The following is a 24122-nucleotide window of genomic DNA, read 5'->3' on the forward strand; positions in this document are numbered from 1 at the left end:
GGAATGTTGACAACTTTTAAAAAACTCTCAAAGGTTTTTTAATAAGTTATCAATGTTTCGGAATTTAGTGCTAATTTTGTAAAATATATTTAACGAAAAATGGTCAACCTATTTCAGTATAAGACATCACCTCAATTGATACATTCAAGAATTTTTTCTTATCTTTGCATAATAAATTTTATTTAATATGAAACAAAGAATCTATATTGATACTTCTGTTATTGGAGGATATTTTGATGAAGAATTTTCCTCTGAATCTAAATGGATATTTGACCAAGTAAAAAAACGAAAAATTAAAATTGTTTATTCTCAAGTGACAGAGGAGGAGTTGAGAAAAGCTCCAGAGAAAGTTAAGGAACTTATTAAAGCATTGCATAAAGACGATGTTGAGTTTGTTAAAATTACCGACGAGGCAGTTGAACTTGCTGAAAAATATCTCGCAGACAATGTAGTAGGCGAGACAAGTTTTGCTGATTGTTTACATATTGCACTGGCGACAATTCATAAAGTTGACATTTTAGTAAGTTGGAATTTTAAACACATTGTAAATGTAAGTCGTATCAGAGGATACAATTCTGTAAACTTGAAGAAAGGTTATCAAACATTAGAAATTCGTTCACCTAAAGAAATTATAGACTATGAAGACTAAAAAAGAAAAAAAAGAAAAAATATTTGACGCTGTTAAATTCATGAGACAGGTTAGAGAAAAAATAAGTTTAGAGTTAGTCGGGTTGACAACTGAACAAATATTAGAATATTTCCGCAACAGAGAAAAGAAAGAAAGAATAATGCCATGCCGCTAACATGTTGCTTATTCAATGCGGGTTTCGGTGAGTTGTGAAAGTTCACTGCAATTTATTAATTTTATTTCGGTAGAAAATGAAGTGCGTTTTATTCCCGCACTGAAATAAGCAACCGACCGTTAGGCATAATTCCAATAACGGCAAGGTGGAAGAAAATAACATTTCAGGAAAATAATGTAGTGGTTCATTGAAAGAGAGAAAGACATTTTAGGAAAAGGAAAAGTGATTAAATTTTGCTTTTAAGTCTTTTCTACGGAGATACCGTGCAAACTATTTGTTATCGTTTGTAACGTAGATACGTTAAAAAGACTTGGCAAAGTTATAATAAAAAAAATAAAAATCAATAGTTTTTTAACTTTTGTTGATAAAATGTCTTTTGGATAGAGTGCCATGAACCAAGACAAAATATATCCTGACAATATTGTTGACTGCACGTATCTGGTTAGATACATGACAATAAACAATATTTAAATTTATTTTCTTCCTGATAAGATTTTTCCGTTATTTGAACTACGTTTTCCCTGACGCACTTAAGGGCTGGCGTATACAACTATGCCTAACATGGTGCTGCTCCAATGCCGAGCGAATTGCTAATTGAAAATAAAATTATATCTTTGAGCAATTAATTCGCGATGATAAGAATGTGCTTTTAAAATCGGCACAGGAGCAGCACCAGTAACGTTATAGCCCATTTTTTATGAAACTACTTTTGACAATTTCATTATTTATTTTGACAAATATTGTCTTTGCAGATATTTGGCCAGAGCCTAAAACACAGAGATATTTTTCAAATAATAAATATTTTTTTATAGAAGTTATTCCAAGAAAGATTCCTGAAAAATATTTTAATTACATCGATGCAAAACATAAACATAAAAATTTGAAAAAATTTAAGCAAATTGATACAATTCTGACACCATGCACAGCGACATTATATGAAATCAAAAATGCTGATACTATAGCGATTTGGAGTAGACAACTCATTAATATCATAGCCCCATCTTATGTGACAGTTTCTAATGACGGTAAATTTATCGCGACGTTTGATAATTGGGGCAGTATGGGGTACGGTTTGGATGTTTTTGTTGTTTACAATAATATCGGCGACTTATTGAAACGGTACAAGCTCGATGATATAACACCATTTCCACTGAATTCATATCAACTTTCAATTTCTTCAATTTGGTGGCGTGGTGACGTGACAATTAGTGAAGCTTCAACAGGAATAGAAATTTGTTTTATAGACAAAGACAAGAATAAAAAATGCAGAAACTACGATTTGACAAAATTAAAATTTGAAGATGAACATTAAAACGGGCTATAACATCGGTCTTGTGTCAGCAGCGGTGAAGTGTTATTTTAAACTTTGAAATAATTTATTAACTTTGTATTGGGTGAAAGTGACGCAAGTATTAAAACGCTGCCGTCACAAGCCCGTAGCCGTTGGCAAACATAATATGAAACGTATTTGCAATTTAAAACAATTAAAAAAACTATGCAAAAACTGACACATACTTTAATTGGTTTGTCATTCATAGTATTGACAACACATGCACAAATTGTAAATATACCTGACACTAATTTTAAAGCTGCATTAATAGCAGCTGGCATTGATACAAGCGGTGATGGAGAAATACAGGTTGGTGAAGCACAAGCAGTGGGTTCATTAGATGTTAGCTCTAAATCTATTTCGGACTTGACAGGGATAGAAGTTTTCGTTTCTTTAACTTATATAGATTGCCATAATAACAATCTCACAAGTTTAGATGTAAGTAGTAATACTGTCTTGACAGAGTTAGATTGCTATAATAATAAACTCACGAGCATTGACGTTATTAACAATACTGCTTTGGAAACTTTATTATGCTCCTCTAATCAACTCACAAATCTTGATGTTAGTAAGAATATTAATTTGGCTTGGTTATCATGTGCAGAAAACCAACTTGCAAGTATAGACATTACAAAAAATACTGCTTTGATACACTTACATTGTTATAATAATCAACTAACTACCCTTGATATTAATAAGAATACCGCTTTGTCAACTTTATATTGTTACAATAATCTTATCACAAACATTGATTTTAGTGAGAATACTGCCTTATATGATTTAGATTGCAGTGTTAACCAACTTATGAACATTGATGTAAGTAAAAATATTATTTTGGTATCTTTAGTGTGTTGTGATAACCAACTTGTAAGTCTTGATGTTAGAAATAATACAGATTTGGTCTATTTAAATTGCTTTAATAATTCCAATTTATCTGAAATATGTGTTAATAATACTCAACTCGGATTAACAATTTCCGCCCCTGGCAATTGGTTTAAAGATAATGCAGCGACATGGAGTACTACATGTGCCGATTTGATAGAAGAAAATATTTTAAAGACACAAATACCCAAATTGATACATATTTATAACATTATGGGACAAGAAGTAAATCCTGAAAAAGCAGAAAATGGTATTTTTATTTATCAGTACAATGACTGTACTATAAAAAAGATTGGTAAATGGACTCAGTATTAAAATTACGTTTGCCAACATGGGCTTAGCGTTAGCGGGCAGAAATTAGTAATTTGATAATTCTGTAATTATTTATAAATTTGTTTTCGGGGGAAAGTGACACAGGTATCAAATGCCCGCCAACTCTAAGCCCCGACCGTTAGCACCCATAAAAATATTCGGCAGTGCAACACAGATATAAGTTTATGAAATTATAAAATATTTGGTTAAGATTGTTTTTCATTTTGATTTACTCCATATATTAAATTTACTATTTCATCTATGTCTTTTACTTTTTCTTCTTTAAATAAAGTTCTTGCATATTCTTTTAATTCTTTATATTCCCCCTGTATATATTGCTTATAATGTCCTTCTGGTATTCTTGCAAAAAATTGCTCATCTGTTTCATCTGATAACTTATAATATTCAACACCTAAATATCCAATTTTTACAAAAAGATTTTTTGCTCTACTTTTCAATATTTTAGATGTTAAAAGAAAGTATTTAAATTGAAAATTCATGTCTTTTTTAACTTTTTCATATTGATATAATAAATAAAATACAACAGAAAAAGTTCCCAAAATACTTATAATGCTAAATGTTAAATTTGTGTCCATAGTGTAAGTTTTTAAATTATTAATTCTTTCTAATAAAGAGAAAATTACTTCTATTGTTGGCAATATTGTAATAAATATTGCTTTTAAAATAGTGATAAAAATTTCATTAATTTTCATTTCCTTGAGATTTTAATTTATATATATTATTTTTCTCAAAGATAGAAAAAAGTTTAAATTTGCATATTGATAAAAAGTTCTTTGATAAATAATTAGAAAAAGCGTTAGCTTTATTCTTGTGCAAGAAAATTCGACAATTTCAAACACTACAAGGATAATAAGTGATACGCCTACGTTTCAGCGTGGGCTAAACTTGTTTGTAGTGTTGGGTAGTCGAATACCTCTTGCACAAATATAGTTACAGTCCACGCTTTTTTATTTTACTAACTCTGCTTGTGGACTGCAAAGTAGAAAACTAAAATTAAAAAAATTATGCAAAAAGTTAAATTATTAATTATTGTTCCTTTAACAGTGACAATATTTTCATTGACAAGTTGTAGAGTTACGGACTTTACTGTCATTAGCACAAAAAATGTTACTCTTAATGTTAAAAAAGATGCACCAAGAATTAAGGCATGGGGTTGGACTGTAAAAGATGCTATTGATAAAGCAATTGAAAAGCAAGGACAAGGATACGATGCTTTAATTGATGGAGTAGTTTATCAAAGATTCTTTGGTTATAGTGTGAAAGGCACACCTATAAAAACATCAGAACAAAAAAAATAGCAGGTAACATTTAAAAACAAAATCTTTATGAAAAAAATTATCATATTATTTGCTTGCTTATTAATAATAGGCAACGTGGCAATTTTAAATAGTTGCAAAAAAAAAGTAGAAAAGGGGCAGGTTACTTTTTGGAATGACACATTAAGTCAATTAGGTGTAGTAACCGTTCTTATGTCTGACGGCACGTCAGGAAATATTACAGTTGATAATGCAACTGCTCCCGCTTGTGGGGCAAGTGGCTGTTTTACTTTTTCTGCATTACCTGACACATATACATATAAAGCGTCTGATGCGGCTGGTCATTCTTGGTCTGGCTCTGTAACAATAACAGAAGGTGGATGCAAGACAGTTAGACTTTATAAATAAGTTTATATCGAAGAACTTTTATCAATATTTCAAAGAACGAAGAAGAATTTACGGGTGCTAACATGGTATTTGTAAAACCGCCGTATTGTGCTAAATTGTTGTTGGACTTTTATTTTTTAGTTTCATCATAGTTTGATATATTTGTGCTGTTAAGTCGGCGGCTATTACAAATACCCAACCGTTGGCTGCCATGCGAAAAAAACTTTTAGAAACTGAAGCAGTAATTTATGACAAGAAAAACAAACATAGCCCACGTTCATTTAGCCCATTTGCAAGTCGCACCAGCCGACCCACGACCTAAACTTGCAAAAGAGCTAAATCTTGCTTGCCCGCTTGCTTTGTTGGTAATTTTGTATCTTAGATACATTTTTTTTAAAATGAATTTTTAAAATGAATTAACAAACTAAAAACCAAATTTTATGAAAACAATTATTTTAATTTTCAGTAGTGTTATATTAACACTATCAAATTGTTTCTCTCAGCAACAGAAAGATTACATTATTACATTAGATAATGAGAAAGTATTTTGTGAAATAAAAAAAACAAATTACAAGCGCATTGTTATTATAAAAGACGGTGAAAAAATCAAGTATAGAGCTAAAGATATTTTCGGGTACAAAAACGGAGATTATTTATATGAATCCGGAAAAGGAAAAGTAAAGTATTTATGGAGACAATGGGTATTCTTAAAAAAAACTATAGATGGTGATATGAATTTATATGAAATAAATATAGAGGTTACTGATAAAGCAAGAGGTGGCACAAAAATTTCAACTCATCACTATATCAGACGTTCTAACAATTATATGGGTATTTTTTTAAGTGCAAGAATAAATAATTTTAAAAAAATATGTTCTGATTGTCCTGAATTTACTGAGAAGATTAGCTATGAAAGAAATCAAACAAGCGTTGAGGACAAAGTTGATTTCTTTAATAAAAATTGCGGTAAAAAACCCACCAACAAATCAAAGAGTTCGGGAACAATTAAAAAATAAAATAATTACATTGGCGTATAATAGAGTAAATGTAATTTAATATTTAATATTATGAAAGTTTTGATTTTAATTATTATTAGTTACGTTTTAATAATTTCAAATTGTTTTTCTCAGCAACAGAAAGATTATATTATTACATTAGATAATGGTAAAGTGTTTTGTAATATAAAAGGAGCTCGATTAACACGTATCCTTTGTGAAATTGATAATAAAAGAATTGAATATAAAGCTAAAAATATTCTCGTATACAAAAACGGAGATAATGTATTTGAATCTGGAAAAGCAAAACTTGTTCTTGGATTTAGAAAATGGCTATTTATGCAAAGAGCTATAATTGGCGACTTGAATTTATATCAAATTTCGGGCAATACCAGTTCTTATTACTACATCAGACGTTCTGATAATCCAAGGGGTATTTTTTTAAGATTAAAAAGAAAGAATCTTAAAAAAATATGTTCAGACTGTCCTGTATTTATTGATAAAATAAACAATGATAGACAGGGGTGGCTTGAAATATATAAATATGTGGGTTTCTTTAATGATAATTGCGGCAAAAAGAAAAAATAATATGAGAAAAATATTATTTTTATTGATTATTATATTGTCTTTAACTTCTTGTAAAAGGAAAGGATGCACTAATCCTTATGCGAAAAACTATGACCCAAAAGCAAAAAAAGAAGATTGTTCCTGCGTAGCATATGTTGATGAAATGGAAGGAACTTATGAAATCACAGTAACTTCATATCCGAGAGACCCATCACAAGTAGGAGATAAAAAAGAAGTTCTGGTATTTAAAGATCATGCTGGTTGCAATTCGAATTCGTTTGAAGATTTTAATAGAATAAAGTTTAACAACTTATTTGACTTTTTCGAATGCTGTGGTTTTCCATTGAATAATAAATATTATTTTAATGTAACCACAGAAAAGAATGTCGCTTGGTGTCAAGCCCCAGTTATTGGAAAAGGAAGCATTATACAAGGCGTTTTTCATTTCGAAGGAACTGTTTCTACGTCAGCAGGTGAATTTCCGATTATTTTAGATGGTTATAAAAAAAGCACAAGCAGAAGAACTGATGCTTGTTAAATATTATAATAATTAAAAAAAAATAATTATAAACTTAAAACTCAGATTCATGAAAAAACTTTTACTGCTTTCAATTTCTTTATTGTTGCTTTTTGTAAATAAATCATCAGCAACATGGAGTACAACTCCCCCAATTACGGGCTTATACAGAATAGATGGTTTGTATTTTACAAGCACCTCAACAGGTTACTTAATCGGCAATACCGATATGTTGAATCAGGGTACCGGCAAAATTGCAAAGACAACTAATGGTGGCACATCGTGGACAGTTGTTAAATCTCTCAGCAGCACGAGCTTTAGTGATATATATTTTGTTAATTCAACAAATACAGGGTTTGTTGTTGGAAGCGGAGGATTAATACTTAAAACTACTGACGGAGGCAATAATTGGGCACAACAAGTATCAAATACAACTGAAGCACTTGAATCTGTATTTTTTTTAGATGTTAACAACGGATATGCTGGTGGTGGTTCTGAAGTTGAAATTATGTTAAAAACCACCGATGGTGGAGTTCACTGGGATTCTTTAATTATACCTAATGGATATTCACAAAGAATACATGGTATGTTTTTTACTTCAACAACTATTGGATATGCTATAGGAGGAGACCCTTTTGGAGGTGGCGATGGTAATATCAGCCATACCACCAATGGAGGTGTTTCATGGGATACCCTTCCATCTGGCGTCAAGAGTTATTTTGATGATGTCTGTTTTATTAATGCCAACACAGGATTTATTGTTGGCTACCATGGCTTAATATTGAAAACAACAAATGCCGGCCAATCATGGACAAAAAAGAATGCCCCTAACAATGAAGAAATAACAAAAATACGTTTTGCAAGTTCTACTGTTGGTTATGCATGCAATTTGAATGGCGAAATACTTAAGACTTTTGATGCAGGTGAACATTGGATTATTGATGTATCTACACCAGCCATAAGCGAATTTTATGCGATTTCTTTTCCATCGGCTGATATAGGATATGCTGCAGGTCTATCAATGGTTTGTTTTAAAATGAACGGAGCAAGTAATCAGGGTGTGCAGGAAAACCAAACTGAAATTGATAATATTTCTTTGTTCCCTAATCCTTGCCAACATTTCCTTAATATTACAATTCAGAATACTTACAATGAATGGAACAATATTGAAATATTTAATATTGAAGGGCAAGTTATTTTTTGCAAGCAAATTGAAAAAAGCGTTGGTGAAATAAAAGAAACAATAAATATTGAAAATTATCCGAAAGGAATTTATATTTTTAGAATATTAGGAAATAATGCTGTTAAAAACGAGAAGATTGTTATAAATTAAGTGATAGAATAAATAATTTAAAACTATAAACTTATGAAAAAACTAACTTTTATTTTTATCGCTTTTATTATTCTATCGAACCTTTTTACTATTGCACAGTCCACATGGATAAGGCAAAGTCCATTGCCAACAGGCAATACACTGAATTCTATTTTTTTTATCGATGCTAATATTGGTTTTGCTGTTGGTGATGCCGGAACAATTATAAAAACAACAGATGCTGGAACAAACTGGATAGTACAAACAAGCGGAACATTTTTTGATTTAAATTCAGTTTATTTTACTGATGCTAATACAGGATATGCTGTAGGTGGCGATAGATATTCTTATGGCAACTATGGTAATGGAATAATTCTCAAAACAACAAATGGCGGAACAAACTGGATAAAACAATCAAGTGATTCAACTATTGGTTTATATTCAGTTTATTTCACCGATGCTAATACAGGTTATGCTGCCGGTGGTAAGTCTTACAGTTATGGGGGTTATGGGGGTACAATTTTAAAAACAACCAATGGGGGAACCAACTGGACAACACAAGGTCAAGGAAGTGGTTGGACTTGTAAATCAGTATGTTTTACCAACGCCTCTACTGGTTATGTTGCTGGTGGTGAACAATCTCTTAGTAATACATTATTTTTGAAAACAACCGATAACGGTACTTACTGGAATTCAAAATACACCGGAATAAGTAAAGATTTATATTCAGTTTATTTCCCTAGTTCCAATACTGGTTATGCTGTTGGTAATAGTGGAACAATTATAAAAACTACTAATGCGGGAGCAAACTGGGCAATACAAACAAGCGGAACTACCGAATTATTGTATTCAGTTTATTTCACTGATGCCAATACAGGTTATGCTGTTGGCTATAATGGTTATGGAAAAGGAACAATTGTAAAAACTACTAATGGAGGCACAAATTGGATGGCATTAACGAGCGGAACAACTAATTATTTAAGATCGGTTTTTTTCACCGATGCCAACACTGGTTATGCTGTTGGACAAAACGGAATAATACTAAAAACAACAAACGGAGGAGCAAATTGGACATCAAAAACAAAGGGAACTACTATTGATTTATATTCGATTTTTTTCGCCGATGCCAATACGGGTTATGCTGTTGGAGGAAATCAATATACAGGAATAATAATGAAAACAACCGATGGGGGAATTAAATGGAAGGAACAAACAAGCGGAACAACTAATAGATTAAATTCAGTATATTTTACGGATTTTAATACGGGTTATGTTGTTGGCAGTAATGAAACAATTCTAAAAACAACCAATGGCGGAACAAACTGGGCAGCACAAACATGCCCAGTAAATATGGGTTTTAGTTCAGTTTATTTTCCTACTTTTAATACTGGTTATGCTGTTGGTACGGATATTATAAAAACAACCGATGCCGGAAATACATGGATATATCAGAATCGTGATGACGTGGCGGGTTTAAATTCAGTATACTTCATAGATGCCGATACGGGTTATGCTGTTGGCGATCATTCTTATTGTGATGTAATTCAGAAAACAACCAATGGGGGAATAAATTGGAATGGTACAGCATGTAATGTGAGCGGCCCATTATATTCTGTTCGTTTTATTGATTCTATTATGGGTTACACCCTTGGAAGTTATAACTATGGAACTCCTCCCTATACAGCCAGAAAAGTATGGAAAACAATAGATAACGGAAATAATTGGATAGCAAATACAATTAATACAACAAATTATTTATCGTCTCTTTATTTTGTGTCTACCGATATTGGATACGTTGTTGGTCAAAACGGAACAATCCTAAAAACAATTGATGGTGGTACAAACTGGACAGGGCAAATTAACAATGTAACTAATTGGTTAAATTCAGTTTATTTTACCGATGCAAATACAGGTTATGCTGTTGGCGAGGGTGGAACAATTTTAAAAACCACAAGTGGAGGTACTGTTTGGGTAAAAGAAAAAAGCAAACAGGAAACTTTAAATGTTTATCCCAACCCCGCAAACACCAAAATAACAATAGAAACTTCGCAAACTGCAAAGCAAAGCACAATTACAATTTACAATATAAGCGGAGAAGAACTAATAAAGCAGCAAGCAAACAAAAATAAAACAGAAATTGATGTCAGTAATTTGCCGAATGGAATTTATTTTATAAAAGTTGTAAACGAATCAGGTGTTGAGATTGGAAGGTTTTGCAAATTAAAATAATTAAAAATATTAGGGCATTCCACCAATTGCCATGCACAACCCAACGCAAATTGGTGTCGCGCTATCCGCTTCAATCTTTTACTCGTTCCTCGTAAAAGTATTTCCGCTTCTATCGCTAATGCACGTTATTTATTAGCTTTATTCTGAATTTTAAACATAACATTTATTTATAACTTTCTACCGTTAACTAAACAAAACATACCTTTCACTAAATTTTACTTGACTTTTGGTCTATAATTTGCTATATTTACAGTAAGATTAATAAAATAAAATTAAACCACAAACAACCCGCCTATGAAGCACTTCTATAAATTTACGCTTTCAGAATAACGGGAGCAATTTATTAATCTAAATTTTAAATTTTATGAACACAATATTTGAAACCGGGCATTCTAAGAATGCTGCGAACTTCGAAGATTTAATCTCGGTTTGCACTGGCTACGGAGCCGCCTATAATCCGTCAAAAGCAAGCATTAAAATTGCGGCAATGACAACATTGCTAACAACAGCAAGAAATGCATTACAATCAGTAAAATCAGCAAAAACAAATTTCGACAATGCCACTAATGCAAGAGAGTTGGCTTTTTTGCCACTTAAAAAACTTTGCACGAAAATTATTAATTCGCTTGAAGCAACTGATGCAACACAGCAATTAATTGATGATGCAATTACCGTTAATCACAAAATCCATGGCGTAAGAGCAAAAAAATTAGACGTAGAACCATTAGAAGATAACACAACAGAAGTCACAACCACAACCCAACACAAGAATATTTCGGTTTCACAACAGAGTTACGACAGTTTAATAGACCATTTTACAAAACTAATTCAGGTTGTTTCTTCCGAACCGCTGTATGTTCCAAATGAACTTGATTTAAAAGTAACCAACTTAAACACACAACTCGCAAGTTTGAAAACTTCAAACACTGCTGTTATTAATGCTCATACAACATATTCAAATGCAATATTGACAAGAAACCTTATCATGTATCAACATTTATCTGGGTTAGTTGATACTGCATTAGAAGCAAAAAAATATATAAAATCGGTTTTTGGTGCATCAAGTCCACAACATAAACAAATCAGTAAAATAAAATTCAGAAAATATGACTTGTAAACGATTAAATCAGTTATAAAAGGGGTTTTGTTAATTACAGAGCTCCTTTTTTCATTTATATATATATGTTGATATTTTATATAGCTTTTAAGACATTCGCCAATTATCTTGATGCAGTTTATTAAACAGACCTCGTAATTTATATTTTGACTATGATATTAAAAGAAACTCCAACGGTATTTAAAAGAATACCAACAGTATTTGAGAGAACTTCAACAGTATTTTATAAAGTTACAACAGTTTCTGAAAGAACTCTTTCGGTATTTGAAATAACTGCCGCAGTATCTGATAGAACTTCAATAGTATCCGAAAGAACTACCATCGTATTTGAGAGAACTCAAACAGTATCTGAAAGAACTGCTGCCGTAACTGAAAGAACCCCCATGGTAACTGCTAATTCTTTCATGGCGACTGATAGTTTTGTCATAATTATAGACCATTTTAGCATGTTGACACAAAGTACAGATAGGTTTGGCGTTAATTCTCGATTTCTCATACAATAAATTGACAAATTTAATGAATGAAATCTTAACTGCAAGTCCGACATAAAGGCAAGCACATTGGCAGGTCGCACGAGCTACGCTAAAACCAAAACCTGCCAAAGAGCTTGCCTCGCCAACACACAGAAACATTTCAGCGATTGACAAAAAAGACAATGGAGCATTTTGAAATTTTTATCGGTAACGAAAGATAAAATCAATTTGACAGAAAATAAAAAATGCACAGCAGCCAACATGTTGCTTGTTTAATGCGGTGTTTTGTAGGTTTGGAAAAGTCATTGCTATTTATTACTTTTGTTTCGTTAGATAATGAAGTGCGGTTTAATCACCGCACTAAAAACAAGCAACGTCAACGTTGGGGGCAAGGCTTAAAATTCAATGCAACCTTTTGCCTTAATTTTTTGTTTACATAATAAATACAATAAATAAATTTAAAAATGAAAAAAATTATTATCTTATTGATAATTTATCTATTTATCGGACAAAATATCAATGGGCAATTATTACATCTTGGCGTTGATACCAGCATTACTTTACTGACAGATTCACACTGTGGAAATTATAAACCTGATTCATGTTATGATTATGTATTATTTATCAGTAATAATTGTATATATGCCACGGGAATGAAGCTTTATATTAAAATTGATAGCATTTTAGGTCCTTTAAATTCAATTAGACTTTGGAAATATCCCGGCGGTTCTTATATTAATGTAAATAAAAACGACACAATAAATTTAAACCCCTATATTGGTTATGAAATGTATTTTCAGTTTCTTAACACTGCGACAATTTATGTGTCTTTATTAGCAATTGGGACACCACAGATATTAGGAGAAAAATATTATTGCAATTTTACAAAATTAAATAATCAGGTTTGCGATGAACCATGTGTGTTTGGCTATACATTTGTAATGGGAGGATTTGGGGATGCTGATACAATTAAAAGTTGTGTTGTATTGGATAAAGCCGAGAGCATACTTGAATATGTATCTAAAAGCGAACTAAATATATTTCCAAATCCCGTAAAAGATAACTTGACAATAGAAATTTTACAAACAAAAAAAGAAAGCATTTTGACAATTTGCAATGTAGATGGACAAGAACTAATAAGACAACAAATAAAAAACAGCAAAACACAAATAGACATAAGCAATTTGACGAATGGAATATATTTTGTAAAACTTATAACTGACAAGACAGTTGAAATAAGAAAGATAATAAAAGAATAACGCCCAGCCCCCAACATGTTGCTTATTCAATGCGGGTTTTGGTGGTTAGGAAAGGTCATTGCGATTTATTAAATTTGTTTCGGTAGAAAATGAAGTGCGTTTAAATCCCTCACTAAATAAGCAACTGAACGTTGGCAACAACCATAAAAAATATAAACATTTACAGAAAATTTTATTAACTTTGCCGTGTGAATAAAATAAAATTAGTTATATTAATATTTATATTTCCATTTATTTGTAATGCAAATACCAGAGATAGTTTGCACTTAAATATATTCGGAGGAGGATGTATTACTTCTTTTATAACAAACAAGGTAATATTAAGCAGCAATCCTTTGGGATATAAAATGGGTATTGGCTTTTCAAAAGATTTATTTAATGATAATATAGTTGGTTTTGATTTATGGTACCAAAAGATTAACATTAATAATCTTCAAACAAATACATATGATAAAGAATATAATGTATACGTTCATTTGAATACAAATATTGAATGGAATAATATTGCATTTAACCTAAAATATTCAAAAAAAATAAATAAATTTGAAATATGTATGTTCAGCGGTGTTTATTATTTACTTAAATCAAATTCTTCACAAATTACAACCAATAATTCAACTGATAGTATTACTTATTTAAATGTAAATAATAAATATATGATTTACGATTATCAGAAAGAAAGTTATTTTAATTATATTAATCCCATACTTGGATTTTCTTTTACATATAATCCACTTAAAACTATTGGCATTCGTTACGAAACATATGTTGATATAATTAAAAGCCCCACTTATAAATTTCATTATTTCAATAGTTTTAATTCTTTTATGAATAACATAGTATTAACAATTAAAATAAAGTAATCATGAAGAAAACAATTAAATTTTTATTTGCTTGTGCCGCAGTAGTAGCTATTGTTGCACTTATTGTAGTTAGTTGTAATAAAACACAAAAAGAATCAACTATCCAGAAACCAACAGTTACTAAATCGAGAAATGTTTGTTATTGCGACAAAAAACCAACTGCTTGTGGAAGCTTTGATAAGTGTTGGAGAAATGTAATGGATAAAAAGGATTCAAGAGAATTTATCATTTTTTGGAAAACTTTTAATGGTTGTACTTCGATGCCCGCAAATTCAACGGGACGTTTATGTTATACAGGAAATTGCGGAGAATTTTATCTGATAATTGACAATCCTCCTGTATGCTTATCTGATTGCTACGATACTCCTTCTTGTACAACATTGAATAATTGTACCTGCGAAAGTAAAACAAATTATTCCTTATATTACAATTCTTCTGAAATAAATGTGTCTGTAACCTTAGCGGGTGATCCAAAAATAAAATTAGAGTGTAGTCATGGGACATACAGAAATTGTGCTGGAGATTTAACATGGAAATAATTAATGTCTCATTATTAGGGAAAATCTCTCTTCTTTAAAGCGAATACTTTATTTTAATTTCTATTGAAAAATAAATAATAATGATAAAAAAGATAACGATATACTTAATTTTAATTTTTATTTTTATTTCTTCTCTTTGTTCCCAAAATAAAAATGAATTATATATTCATTTAGGCTATTCGCAAGCAAGCCAGTCACCTAAAATATATAGCTTTTATCAAACATCATACTGGCGACAAAATATACATAATGAATTTGTCGGAGCAGAATATTTTAGAAAAATTAAAAATAATTCTTATATAGGCATAGGTTTTCAAATTGTTGAAAAGGGTTTTAAAAATAAATTTAAAATAAACTTGTATAATAACTTAAATATTATTGTGGAAGAAATAAATTATTATAACAAATATGAATATTTGGAATTTCCTTTTTTATATAAATGCAATATTAAAAATTCTTTTTTATGTCTTGGAATATTAAATTCTATTCTATTAAATTGCATGGAAGGATTGGGATTTACGGATACGTATACAAATGGGTCAATTAAAGAAATAAAAGGAACTATTAGCAGACCTGAACTATATAGAAAATTTGATATTGGAATGTTAGCAAGAATTGGAACACAAATCAAAAAAGATTTATTTCTTGACATTTCATTTACTCGTGGATTTCGCAGAGTTTTTATTTACAATTCTGATGAGTTGAATTATAATGAAGTATTTATGGTAGGATTAAATTATAAATTTATGTAATACGGTTTTGATAATTTATAAATTTATTTTTTTTTCTTTTGAGACATTTTCGGAGATTAAAATAGAGATAAAGATTAAGAAAACTATGTAAATATAAAATAAATGGCTGTTGCCAACATGTTGCTTGTTCAATGCGGAGTTCGGTGGTTAGGAAAGTTCATTGCTATTTATTAATTTTGTTTTCGGTTGAAAAAGAAGTGCGTTTTATTTCCGCACTGAAACAAGCAACCGAACGTTGGCAACCATTATGCACATTAATAGTTAAAACAAATTATAAAAATTCAACACTATGAAAAAATCAATTATTGTTTTCTTGTTTAACTTGACAGTTATTCTGTCATCAAAAGGACAACTCAATCCAATACAAAATTTGTATTGGCATCACACATACGAGTATCCTAATAATTGTTATGTTCTTTCATGGGAAAAGCCTGACTCTTCATTAACTGACACATTAATCGGATACAATATTTATCGTGATGATAGTTTATATACTTTCACAACTGATTTAAATCATAGTTGTGACCCATGTGATGGTATTCCAGGTCAGCCCTTTTGTGATTTTATTAAGGTTGGTGGTTTTTATATGCATGTTACGGCTGTTTATAATAATGAATCTCATGACGAATCAATATATAATGATAGTGCTGAATGTTACGGGAAAGCAAATGGAATTAAAAATACATCGACAATAAATGCTTTGGCAATATTGAATATTATTCAAGATAATTCAGCAATTAGGATTGACTTAAACCAACCTATTGCAAAAGGAGCATTGATTATGACAAATGTAATTGGACAGACGATATTCATTATTTCAATAGACAATCAAAAGAGTATAGAAATAGATAAATCAAACTTTAATTCAGGACTCTATTTTCTGAATATTAAAACAAACAAAGTAAATTTAAATAGAAAGATATTGATTAAATAACGGTTGCCAACATGGTGTTGCTATCAGCGGGGGTTCGCAACAACTTGAAAGTGTGAAACAATAAATAAAATTAATCACGGGTGAAACTGACGCACATTTAAAACCCCCGCCGTTAGCAACACCCAATCGTTACCGCCAATTGCAGAAAAACAGACAGAATACCGTATGATGATAAAAATAAAAAATTATATGGATAAAAAAGTATCATGATTCAGACAGAAAAAATGTAAGACGAAAATAATTATTTTGACAAAATGTAGCAGACACTTGAAAAACAAAATGGAAATATACTGACAAAAAATAGACGGACATTTGCGGACAAAAAACAGGCGATTACGGACAACGACAGTAGTAAACTTGATACAGAAAAATATCACAGAAAGATATATTCATTGAGAAAAAATGCAGATACTTGAGAAAAATCAAAACGGACATTTACGGATAAAGATTGAAACACAAAAGCATTGAAGTTTGCGCCAAATAGATTGAAAATAAAAAAAAGATAATTCGACAAAGGAGAAATATTCTATCATTATTACAAAAAGACAAATTAGAATTTTAACGGACATTGACGGACATAAACGGAAACGCATTATCAATGTAGTTTGCACAGAATAATTTGAAAGTAAAAAATACAATTCAGTAGAAACAAATTATTTTCATTGATGATTGCAAAAATAAGAAACAAATATTTTAACGGACATAGACGGAAATCTATGGAAGTTCATAGACAGCGGAAGAAATAGGAAAAAGAAGAAAAGAAAAAAAAATGCAACATGGCGGTAACATGCGGTTGCTTCAACCGCCGATTCGTGCTGTTTGAAAATGAAGTAATTATTTTGTAGTTCATTTATATTTTGATACTTTTGTGCTTTTAATTTCGGCGGCTGAAAGCAACCGCAAGAACGTTACCGCCCACTTTTTCGGAAGAGATTAAAAGTACAAAATACATTATAAGTTTATCTCGGTAGAAACGAAAACACTTTGATACTTGAAAATTTTAATTGATAGAGACAATTAATCATAGAGACAATTTTTATGGAAAACATTTTACGAAACGTATTCTGACACCATTTAGAAATTCATTTCAGTTGATACTGATAATGAAAATAAAATTCAAATAAAAAAGTTGACAGATGATTAGCAAGTTGAAAAACAAAAGAAATATTATTGGAATACTTATTTGACAATGTTTATATGTGGACAGAAAAAAACCAACTTGATAAAAAAAGAAAAACAAAAACATAACACAACAAGACAAAAACAAAAAAAATAAATTGACAATGTTTTGTATTGACAGAGACGGTAGAATATTTGAAAGAAAAAGCATCGACAAAGACAAGCAAATAGAAAGACAATAAAAGTAAAAAGGGAAAAAAGCAGGCGGTAACATCGGGCTTTTGCCATCGGTGTTTTGGTGCATTTTGAAAATACGGAATAAGTAATTATCTTTGTCTCGGCTGAATCTGACGCAGGTTTTAATTCACCGCCAGCAAAAGCCCGTAACCGTTAGGCACAAGGAAAAACCTTTGTGGAAACCAAAACGGTAATTATGACAAGAAAAATAAAGATAGCCATCACTCATATAGCCCATTTGCAAGTCGCACCAACCGACCCACGACCAAAACTTGCAAAAGAGCTAAATGCCTGCCCGCCTGCTTCATTGATAGTTTTAATATTTGCTTTGACAACTTTATTATTTTTTGATACTTTGACAGCACAGATAAAAAATATAAATGAATTGAAGATTTTGAATTTTAATATGACAGAGAAATGTTTCATTGATAATTACGATATATGGAAAATGACAGTTTGTTTTTCTGTTTACTTATCACAAAATAAAGAAATAAATGTAGATAAACTTTTTAAACTTTTACCTGCTCCCTTCACATAGCTGAAAGATTAAAGCGTTTAAAAGAGCCAAATTTCTATCTTGAAATTATATTGCGTTCTTTTATTTTTAAATTATATTTACAAATTTTTAAATTAATTTTAATCACTAAATTTTTAAAATCATGAAAAAAATATTTTTAATTATAACAGCAGCAGGATTGATGTTTGCTTCTTGCAAGAAAGAAGGCAAGCAAGTTCAAACTGCTATTCCTGTTAATAATGCATCTTCTCGAAATTATGATGTAAATGCAGACAGCCAAGGTAAATTCAAAAAAGAAATAACTGTAACAGACGAAAGCGGTCAGAATACTGCTTTTTTTGCAGTTTATTCCGATGATGAAAAAATGCTTTCTGATTATTTAGAAAACAATGAGTTTTCTTTATTAACTAATAAAGTTGAAGTGGAAATGTTAAAATCAGCTAACTCATCCGAATCAACAAGAAATGCTAATGATGAAATAAATACTAACGAAAAACCAAAAATAATTGTTGATTTGGTTACATCAAATACAATTAAAGATGTAAAATCATTGTCATTATCAATTAAAACCAAGCAAACAAGAAACTATATTATGGGTTATCCTATTGGTTACACTACTTCAGGAACTTTTATTGGTATAGTACATAATGGGCTTGGACATGAAATATTAGTTAGAAAAGAAGTAAGAAAAAAATGGCCTGGTGGTTGGGATTATATTAGTTCTAACTTTTTTCTTTATTACTATAGTCCTTATAACGCTTCTGTTTACGATCAAAATAATAGCTATAGGGGAGTTGGTATTGTTGTTTGGCCAAGTCAAGATGAGCCCAGCACGAATTATTTTTTAGCATATAATACTAATGATTACAGAGGAAAGGATTGCTCAATTGGTGGATACGATGGCTTGAATTGTCAGGTAGGCACACCTCCAAGCGGAACTACTGCTTTTATTTATGCGAATAATTTTTATTACACACCTGTATCGGGTAATCAATGCCCATATCTTCCATATCCGGAAAGTGGGTTTGATGGAGCAAATTGCTACGTTACGCATATTCCAAGTGGAGCTTCTGCTTTTATCTGGAGCAACTATTGGTATGTTAAACCAAATCTTTTACCTTATTAATATAATTTTTATTTCAAGATTGCTTGGTTTTTTACTAAGCAATCTTGAAATATTTTATAAAAAAACAATAAAATGAAACTAAATTTAATTAATACAATTTATTTTGTTTTGACACTTATAGTTTTTGCTGCCTGCAAAAAAAAGACAGAAACAAAAAACCAAGAATCACAACAATTCGTGGCAATTATAAACAATAAAAAAATATCATTGAAGCAAATAGATTCATTGATAAGTCCTCAATTATTCGAACTTAGAATGAATGCTTTGGAAATGCTGATTTCAAGAAATATATTAGAAAACGAAGCTAAGAATCAGAAAATATCTCTTGAAAAACTTGTAGAAAAAGAAATTATAAAAAAAGCAAAAAAAGTAACAAGTAAAGATATAGGTAATTTTATTAGTCAATCAAATATTGAAAATAAAGATACAAATAATGCAATGAAATATTTAACAAATCAACATCAAAAAGAAAGACAAATACAATATGTTGATTCCATGAAAAACAAATACTCATTAAAAATTTCACTTCAACCATCATATTTTAATAAAATTGATACAACTAACCTTTATTGCCATAACTTAACTGAAAATAATTCAAAAACTAAAGTTTTTATTATATCTGATTTTAATTGTCCTTCATGCCAGAAAGCCGAAAGAAAACTTAAATACTTATATGAAAAATATAATAAAAATGTAAATTTTAAGTTTATTTATTTTAGTGGCTATTTTGATAATGATGCTTTAGCTTGTGAAGCCGCTGCAAAACAAGGAAAATTCAGAAACATGCACGATATTATTTTTGAAAATGTAAAATTATTAAATAAAAAATCAATTTATTTTGATTTTGCAAAAACAATTGGTTTGGATATTAATAAATTTAAAACTGATATGCAGGATAAAACAGTTTTAAGAAAGCTATTAAAAAATAAAGAAATGTTAATATCAAATAATATTTATTCTACTCCTACGTTTATTGTAAACAATATGGTATTAGATGGCAAATATGCCGTTGATTATTTAGAAGATGTAATAATAAAAGAACTTAATTTGGAAAAATAAAATATGAATAAGATTAGTTATGTGTTTTTGTTTTTAATCTTTCTTTCTTGTAATAAAGAAATAGAAATTAAAATCCCTGAAAAAAAACCAAAATTAGTTGTTAACTGCACATTGGTTCCATTTACACTGCCAATGCCTAAAACTTTATATTTTGATATTAAAAGCAGCACTCATATTTTTGATACAACAAAAAATACAACTATTAAAGATGCTATTGTATTATTATATTCAAATGGAAATTTCCTTGATACAATTCGATATGTTGATTCAGTTAAGAACTATCCTGTAAAACTAAGCATGTACCCAGTAACAGGTCAGAATCTTAATATGAAAGTAATTAAGGATGGGTATGAAAGTGTTTCGGCGTCAACAACAATTCCTTCCAAAGTAATTATTACTGATACTTCAGTTACGCCAATTGCGTATTATGATGAAACAGGCACGGTATTTTCTGAAATAAAAATAACTTTTACTGACCCTGCCAATGAAGTCAACTTTTACGAAATTGCAGTATCAAATATTGCATATAGTAATTTTGATGACCAAACTATTTATTATAATTTAACTACAGCAGACAAAATAATAACTTCTGAAAGTTATTATCCATCATTGATACGCCTCGATGTTAATAAACCTAAATATCTTTTGTTTAACGATAAACAAATAAATGGACAAGAGCATAATTTAACGATTTATTATTCTCCTCCACAAATAGAAGATACCTATAGGTATATTTCAGACCATTTTATTAGTATTCATTTACGGAATGTAACCGAAGAATACTACAAATTTAAAACAACAATGATTCAGCAAATGTATAGCAGAACAGAAGATATACTTTATGGTGTAGGCGAACCATTAAATGTTTTTACAAATATTCAAAATGGATATGGCATTTTTGCCGGATTTAACAACGACATAATATCTATGCATATAAACAAAATCAAATTAGATAAATGAGAAAAACTATTGTTTTTTCAATATTTTTATTGAGTTTCTCAATACTCTTTGGACAAAATAAATCAACAACAATACATGGTTTTGTTTATGACTCTACTACAAAAGAAGTATTGATTGGAGCAAATATATATGATAAGAGTTTAAAGCATTTCACTTCAACAAACGAATATGGTTTTTATAGTTTAACTTTACCCGTTCAGGATTCTGTTGAAATTTACGTTTCTTTTATTGGATATAAATCTGCTGAAAAAAAAATATCAAAAATTCATGAAAAACAATTAGATTTTTATTTAACATCAGGAATATTATTAAAAGATGTTGTTGTTAGCAGTTCAAAAGAAGATAATATTATTAACAGAAATGAAACAGGTGTGGTTCGTATTCCAATGAAAGAAATAAAAATGTTGCCTAATTTATTTGGCGAGGTTGATGTAATAAAAGCTTATCAATTAACACCAGGAGTTAAATCAAGCGGAGAAGCTAAAAGTGATATTTATGTCAGAGGAGGAAGTCCTGACCAAAACCTTATTTTATTAGACGATGTGCCTTTATATAATGTTTCTCATTTTGGAGGTTTCCTTTCCGTTTTTAATACTGATGCAATAAATGATGTAAAATTAATAAAGGGAGGATTCCCCGCACATTATGGCAGCAGATTATCTTCTGTTCTGGATATAAGAATGAAAGAAGGCAACATGCAGAAACTTTGTGTGCAGGGAGCTGTTGGTATATTATCATCAAAACTATCAATAGAAGCACCTATAATTAAAGATAAATTATCATTTATAGTTTCTGCAAGAAAAAATACTTTGCCGATTTTTAAATTAACTCAAACAAATTTAGCATATAATTTTTACGATGTTAATGCAAAACTGAATTATAAACTTTCATTGAAAGACAAACTCTTTTTGAGTTTCTACATGGGCGATGATATCGTTGCTACAAAAAACAAAACACAAACTACTGAAAATAAAAATACAGTTAAATGGGGCAATACTCTGGGCTCTTTCAGATGGAACCATATTTTTAATGATAAAATATTTAGTAATTTAACTATCTCAGATATTTACTATAGATATAAAACAATTTTTGATTATAACCTCACGTCAGATAGTATTTCAAAAAAAATTAACAATACATTAAATACTGGCATAAATGATTTAGGCATTAAAATGGATTTTTCATATTTAATAAATACTAAAATAAATCTGAAATTTGGTGCTAATTGTATTTATCATAAATTTATTCCTAATGACGAACATTATTCACAATCAGATAAAAATGTAGAAACAATAAACGAAAATTATTCGTCTTCTTTTGATGCAGTTGAGAGTGCTGGCTATATTGAAAATGAGATAAAGCTAAATATTGTTAATGCTAATATTGGGGTTCGTTATTCAAATTATAATATCAAGAATAAAAATTATTCCTCTTTTGAACCACGAATATTACTTAACTTTATTTTACGTAAAGATTTATCAGTTAAATATTCTTTTTCTAAAATGAATCAATATGTTCATATGCTTTCTTATTCTGGTACAGGCGTGCCATCTGATTACTGGATGCCTACGAATGAGAATATAAAACCCGAAACTTCAATTCAGAATACTTTTGGCATTGCCAAAACATTTATTGATGGAAAATTTGAATTAAGTTTAGAATCATATTATAAAAGTATTAATAATCTTATTGCATTTATTCCGGGCAAATCTTTATTGGGAAATCTTGATAATTGGGAAAAAGTAGTTGAAAAGAATGGAAAGGGTACAAATTATGGAATAGAATTATTCCTACAAAAAATTCAAGGAAACTCAACGGGTTGGGTAGGCGTAACAGTTTCAAAAGCACAAAGAGTATTCGAAAATATAAACAACGGAACCCCTTTTCCTTTTAAATATGACCGCCTGATTGATTTAAGTTTTGTTTTTAATCAAAAACTTAAAAAAGATATTACTTTATCTGCAACATGGACTTATGGCACGGGTTATCCCGTTACTCTTGCTACCGAACATTATTACATTAATGATAATGAGATTTTTGTTTATGATAAAGTAAACTCATATAAAATGAGAGATTATCATAGACTTGATGTTGCTGTTAATTTTCCTAAAAAAACAAAATGGGGTGAAAGAACTTGGTCAATTAGCATTTTGAATGTTTACAACAGAAAAAATCCATATTATTACTATTATGACAGAAAAGTATTAGGTGCGAGAGATGTTTCAACAGGCAGCGGTTATAAAACAGTATTTGATATAGATAACTTAAAACTTTATCAAAAAAGTTTATTTGGCATTTTACCAACAATTAGTTATAATTTTAAATTTTAAAAAAATGAAGAAAATAATTATTATTAGTTCAGTTATTTTGTTATTTGTGAGTTCTTCAGAATCACAAATACATTTCGGTATAAACGGAAAAGCTTCTTTCCTGGAGATTCCGCGTAAACTGGTCCAGTAATTCCGCGACAAAGTGTTCCGCACTTTACGCACTAAACTGGTCCGCCTATTTCGCGGCAAACTGTGCCGCCTAAAACACATTGAAGCTCTGTTGTTT

Annotated in this window: 25 protein-coding genes; 24 read left to right on the forward strand and 1 reads right to left on the reverse strand. The window is 30.0% G+C overall.

Going from position 1 to position 24122, the window contains the following annotated elements; all coding sequences use genetic code 11:
• The first annotated feature begins 187 nt into the window (after positions 1–187).
• The 4 genes from WC223_12170 to WC223_12185 all read left to right on the forward strand — a co-directional run bounded on the left by WC223_12170 (position 188) and on the right by WC223_12185 (position 3330).
• On the forward strand, positions 188–649 hold the full coding sequence (locus tag WC223_12170) for a type II toxin-antitoxin system VapC family toxin (protein ID MFA6924992.1): 462 nt from the start codon (positions 188–190) through the stop codon (positions 647–649).
• Positions 639–803: a hypothetical protein gene (locus tag WC223_12175; protein MFA6924993.1), complete on the forward strand. Its 165-nt coding sequence runs from the start codon at positions 639–641 to the stop codon at positions 801–803. The genes WC223_12170 and WC223_12175 overlap by 11 nt, the downstream gene beginning before the upstream one ends.
• Positions 804–1500: 697 nt before the next feature.
• Complete coding sequence (locus WC223_12180) at positions 1501–2115, forward strand: hypothetical protein (protein ID MFA6924994.1); 615 nt, start codon at positions 1501–1503, stop codon at positions 2113–2115.
• 213 nt (positions 2116–2328) lie between these two features.
• On the forward strand, positions 2329–3330 hold the full coding sequence (locus tag WC223_12185; GenBank protein MFA6924995.1) for a hypothetical protein: 1002 nt from the start codon (positions 2329–2331) through the stop codon (positions 3328–3330).
• 203 nt (positions 3331–3533) lie between these two features.
• Here the strand turns inward: WC223_12185 and WC223_12190 are convergent, their stop codons facing one another.
• Positions 3534–4040 carry a hypothetical protein gene (locus WC223_12190; GenBank protein ID MFA6924996.1) on the reverse strand — a complete coding sequence of 169 codons (507 nt, stop codon included), beginning with the start codon at positions 4038–4040 and terminating at the stop codon, positions 3534–3536.
• Between the two features lie 312 nt (positions 4041–4352).
• Between WC223_12190 and WC223_12195 the strand changes: the two genes are divergently transcribed.
• From WC223_12195 to WC223_12290, 20 genes are all read left to right on the forward strand, one after another.
• On the forward strand, positions 4353–4646 hold the full coding sequence (locus tag WC223_12195) for a hypothetical protein (protein ID MFA6924997.1): 294 nt from the start codon (positions 4353–4355) through the stop codon (positions 4644–4646).
• Positions 4647–4673: 27 nt separating this feature from the next.
• Positions 4674–5012 (forward strand): hypothetical protein, encoded by a 339-nt coding sequence (locus WC223_12200; GenBank protein MFA6924998.1) that lies wholly within the window; start codon positions 4674–4676, stop codon positions 5010–5012.
• Between the two features lie 227 nt (positions 5013–5239).
• The gene (locus tag WC223_12205; protein ID MFA6924999.1) at positions 5240–5401 is read left to right on the forward strand and encodes a hypothetical protein; all 162 of its coding nucleotides are present in this window, start codon (positions 5240–5242) and stop codon (positions 5399–5401) included.
• Positions 5402–5431: 30 nt separating this feature from the next.
• Positions 5432–6007 carry a hypothetical protein gene (locus WC223_12210; GenBank protein ID MFA6925000.1) on the forward strand — a complete coding sequence of 192 codons (576 nt, stop codon included), beginning with the start codon at positions 5432–5434 and terminating at the stop codon, positions 6005–6007.
• A gap of 51 nt (positions 6008–6058) precedes the next feature.
• Entirely contained in the window at positions 6059–6574 is a 516-nt protein-coding gene (locus WC223_12215; GenBank protein MFA6925001.1) for a hypothetical protein, read from the forward strand.
• 1 nt (position 6575) lies between these two features.
• Positions 6576–7091 carry a hypothetical protein gene (locus WC223_12220; GenBank protein MFA6925002.1) on the forward strand — a complete coding sequence of 172 codons (516 nt, stop codon included), beginning with the start codon at positions 6576–6578 and terminating at the stop codon, positions 7089–7091.
• A gap of 49 nt (positions 7092–7140) precedes the next feature.
• Positions 7141–8403, forward strand: coding sequence for a YCF48-related protein (locus WC223_12225; GenBank protein MFA6925003.1), 1263 nt, complete (start codon positions 7141–7143; stop codon positions 8401–8403).
• Positions 8404–8436: 33 nt separating this feature from the next.
• Complete coding sequence (locus tag WC223_12230) at positions 8437–10611, forward strand: YCF48-related protein (protein MFA6925004.1); 2175 nt, start codon at positions 8437–8439, stop codon at positions 10609–10611.
• Positions 10612–10975: 364 nt separating this feature from the next.
• A complete protein-coding gene (locus WC223_12235) occupies positions 10976–11728 on the forward strand; it encodes a hypothetical protein (protein MFA6925005.1) in 753 nt (250 codons plus the stop codon).
• 152 nt (positions 11729–11880) lie between these two features.
• The gene (locus WC223_12240) at positions 11881–12231 is read left to right on the forward strand and encodes a hypothetical protein (GenBank protein MFA6925006.1); all 351 of its coding nucleotides are present in this window, start codon (positions 11881–11883) and stop codon (positions 12229–12231) included.
• Between the two features lie 434 nt (positions 12232–12665).
• Positions 12666–13460, forward strand: coding sequence for a T9SS type A sorting domain-containing protein (locus tag WC223_12245; protein ID MFA6925007.1), 795 nt, complete (start codon positions 12666–12668; stop codon positions 13458–13460).
• 188 nt (positions 13461–13648) lie between these two features.
• On the forward strand, positions 13649–14323 hold the full coding sequence (locus WC223_12250; protein MFA6925008.1) for a hypothetical protein: 675 nt from the start codon (positions 13649–13651) through the stop codon (positions 14321–14323).
• Positions 14324–14325: 2 nt separating this feature from the next.
• Positions 14326–14862, forward strand: coding sequence for a hypothetical protein (locus WC223_12255; protein ID MFA6925009.1), 537 nt, complete (start codon positions 14326–14328; stop codon positions 14860–14862).
• A gap of 80 nt (positions 14863–14942) precedes the next feature.
• Complete coding sequence (locus tag WC223_12260) at positions 14943–15614, forward strand: outer membrane beta-barrel protein (GenBank protein ID MFA6925010.1); 672 nt, start codon at positions 14943–14945, stop codon at positions 15612–15614.
• A 289-nt stretch (positions 15615–15903) separates the two neighbouring features.
• Entirely contained in the window at positions 15904–16548 is a 645-nt protein-coding gene (locus WC223_12265; GenBank protein ID MFA6925011.1) for a T9SS type A sorting domain-containing protein, read from the forward strand.
• A gap of 1552 nt (positions 16549–18100) precedes the next feature.
• Positions 18101–18442 carry a hypothetical protein gene (locus WC223_12270; GenBank protein MFA6925012.1) on the forward strand — a complete coding sequence of 114 codons (342 nt, stop codon included), beginning with the start codon at positions 18101–18103 and terminating at the stop codon, positions 18440–18442.
• A gap of 121 nt (positions 18443–18563) precedes the next feature.
• On the forward strand, positions 18564–19547 hold the full coding sequence (locus WC223_12275; GenBank protein MFA6925013.1) for a hypothetical protein: 984 nt from the start codon (positions 18564–18566) through the stop codon (positions 19545–19547).
• A 72-nt stretch (positions 19548–19619) separates the two neighbouring features.
• A complete protein-coding gene (locus WC223_12280; protein ID MFA6925014.1) occupies positions 19620–20606 on the forward strand; it encodes a thioredoxin domain-containing protein in 987 nt (328 codons plus the stop codon).
• 3 nt (positions 20607–20609) lie between these two features.
• Entirely contained in the window at positions 20610–21566 is a 957-nt protein-coding gene (locus WC223_12285; GenBank protein ID MFA6925015.1) for a DUF4249 domain-containing protein, read from the forward strand.
• The gene (locus WC223_12290) at positions 21563–23896 is read left to right on the forward strand and encodes a TonB-dependent receptor (GenBank protein ID MFA6925016.1); all 2334 of its coding nucleotides are present in this window, start codon (positions 21563–21565) and stop codon (positions 23894–23896) included. The genes WC223_12285 and WC223_12290 overlap by 4 nt, the downstream gene beginning before the upstream one ends.
• Positions 23897–24122: the final 226 nt, after the last annotated feature.

Source organism: Bacteroidales bacterium (genome assembly GCA_041671145.1).
Classification (GTDB): Bacteria; Bacteroidota; Bacteroidia; order Bacteroidales; family JAHJDW01; genus JAQUPB01.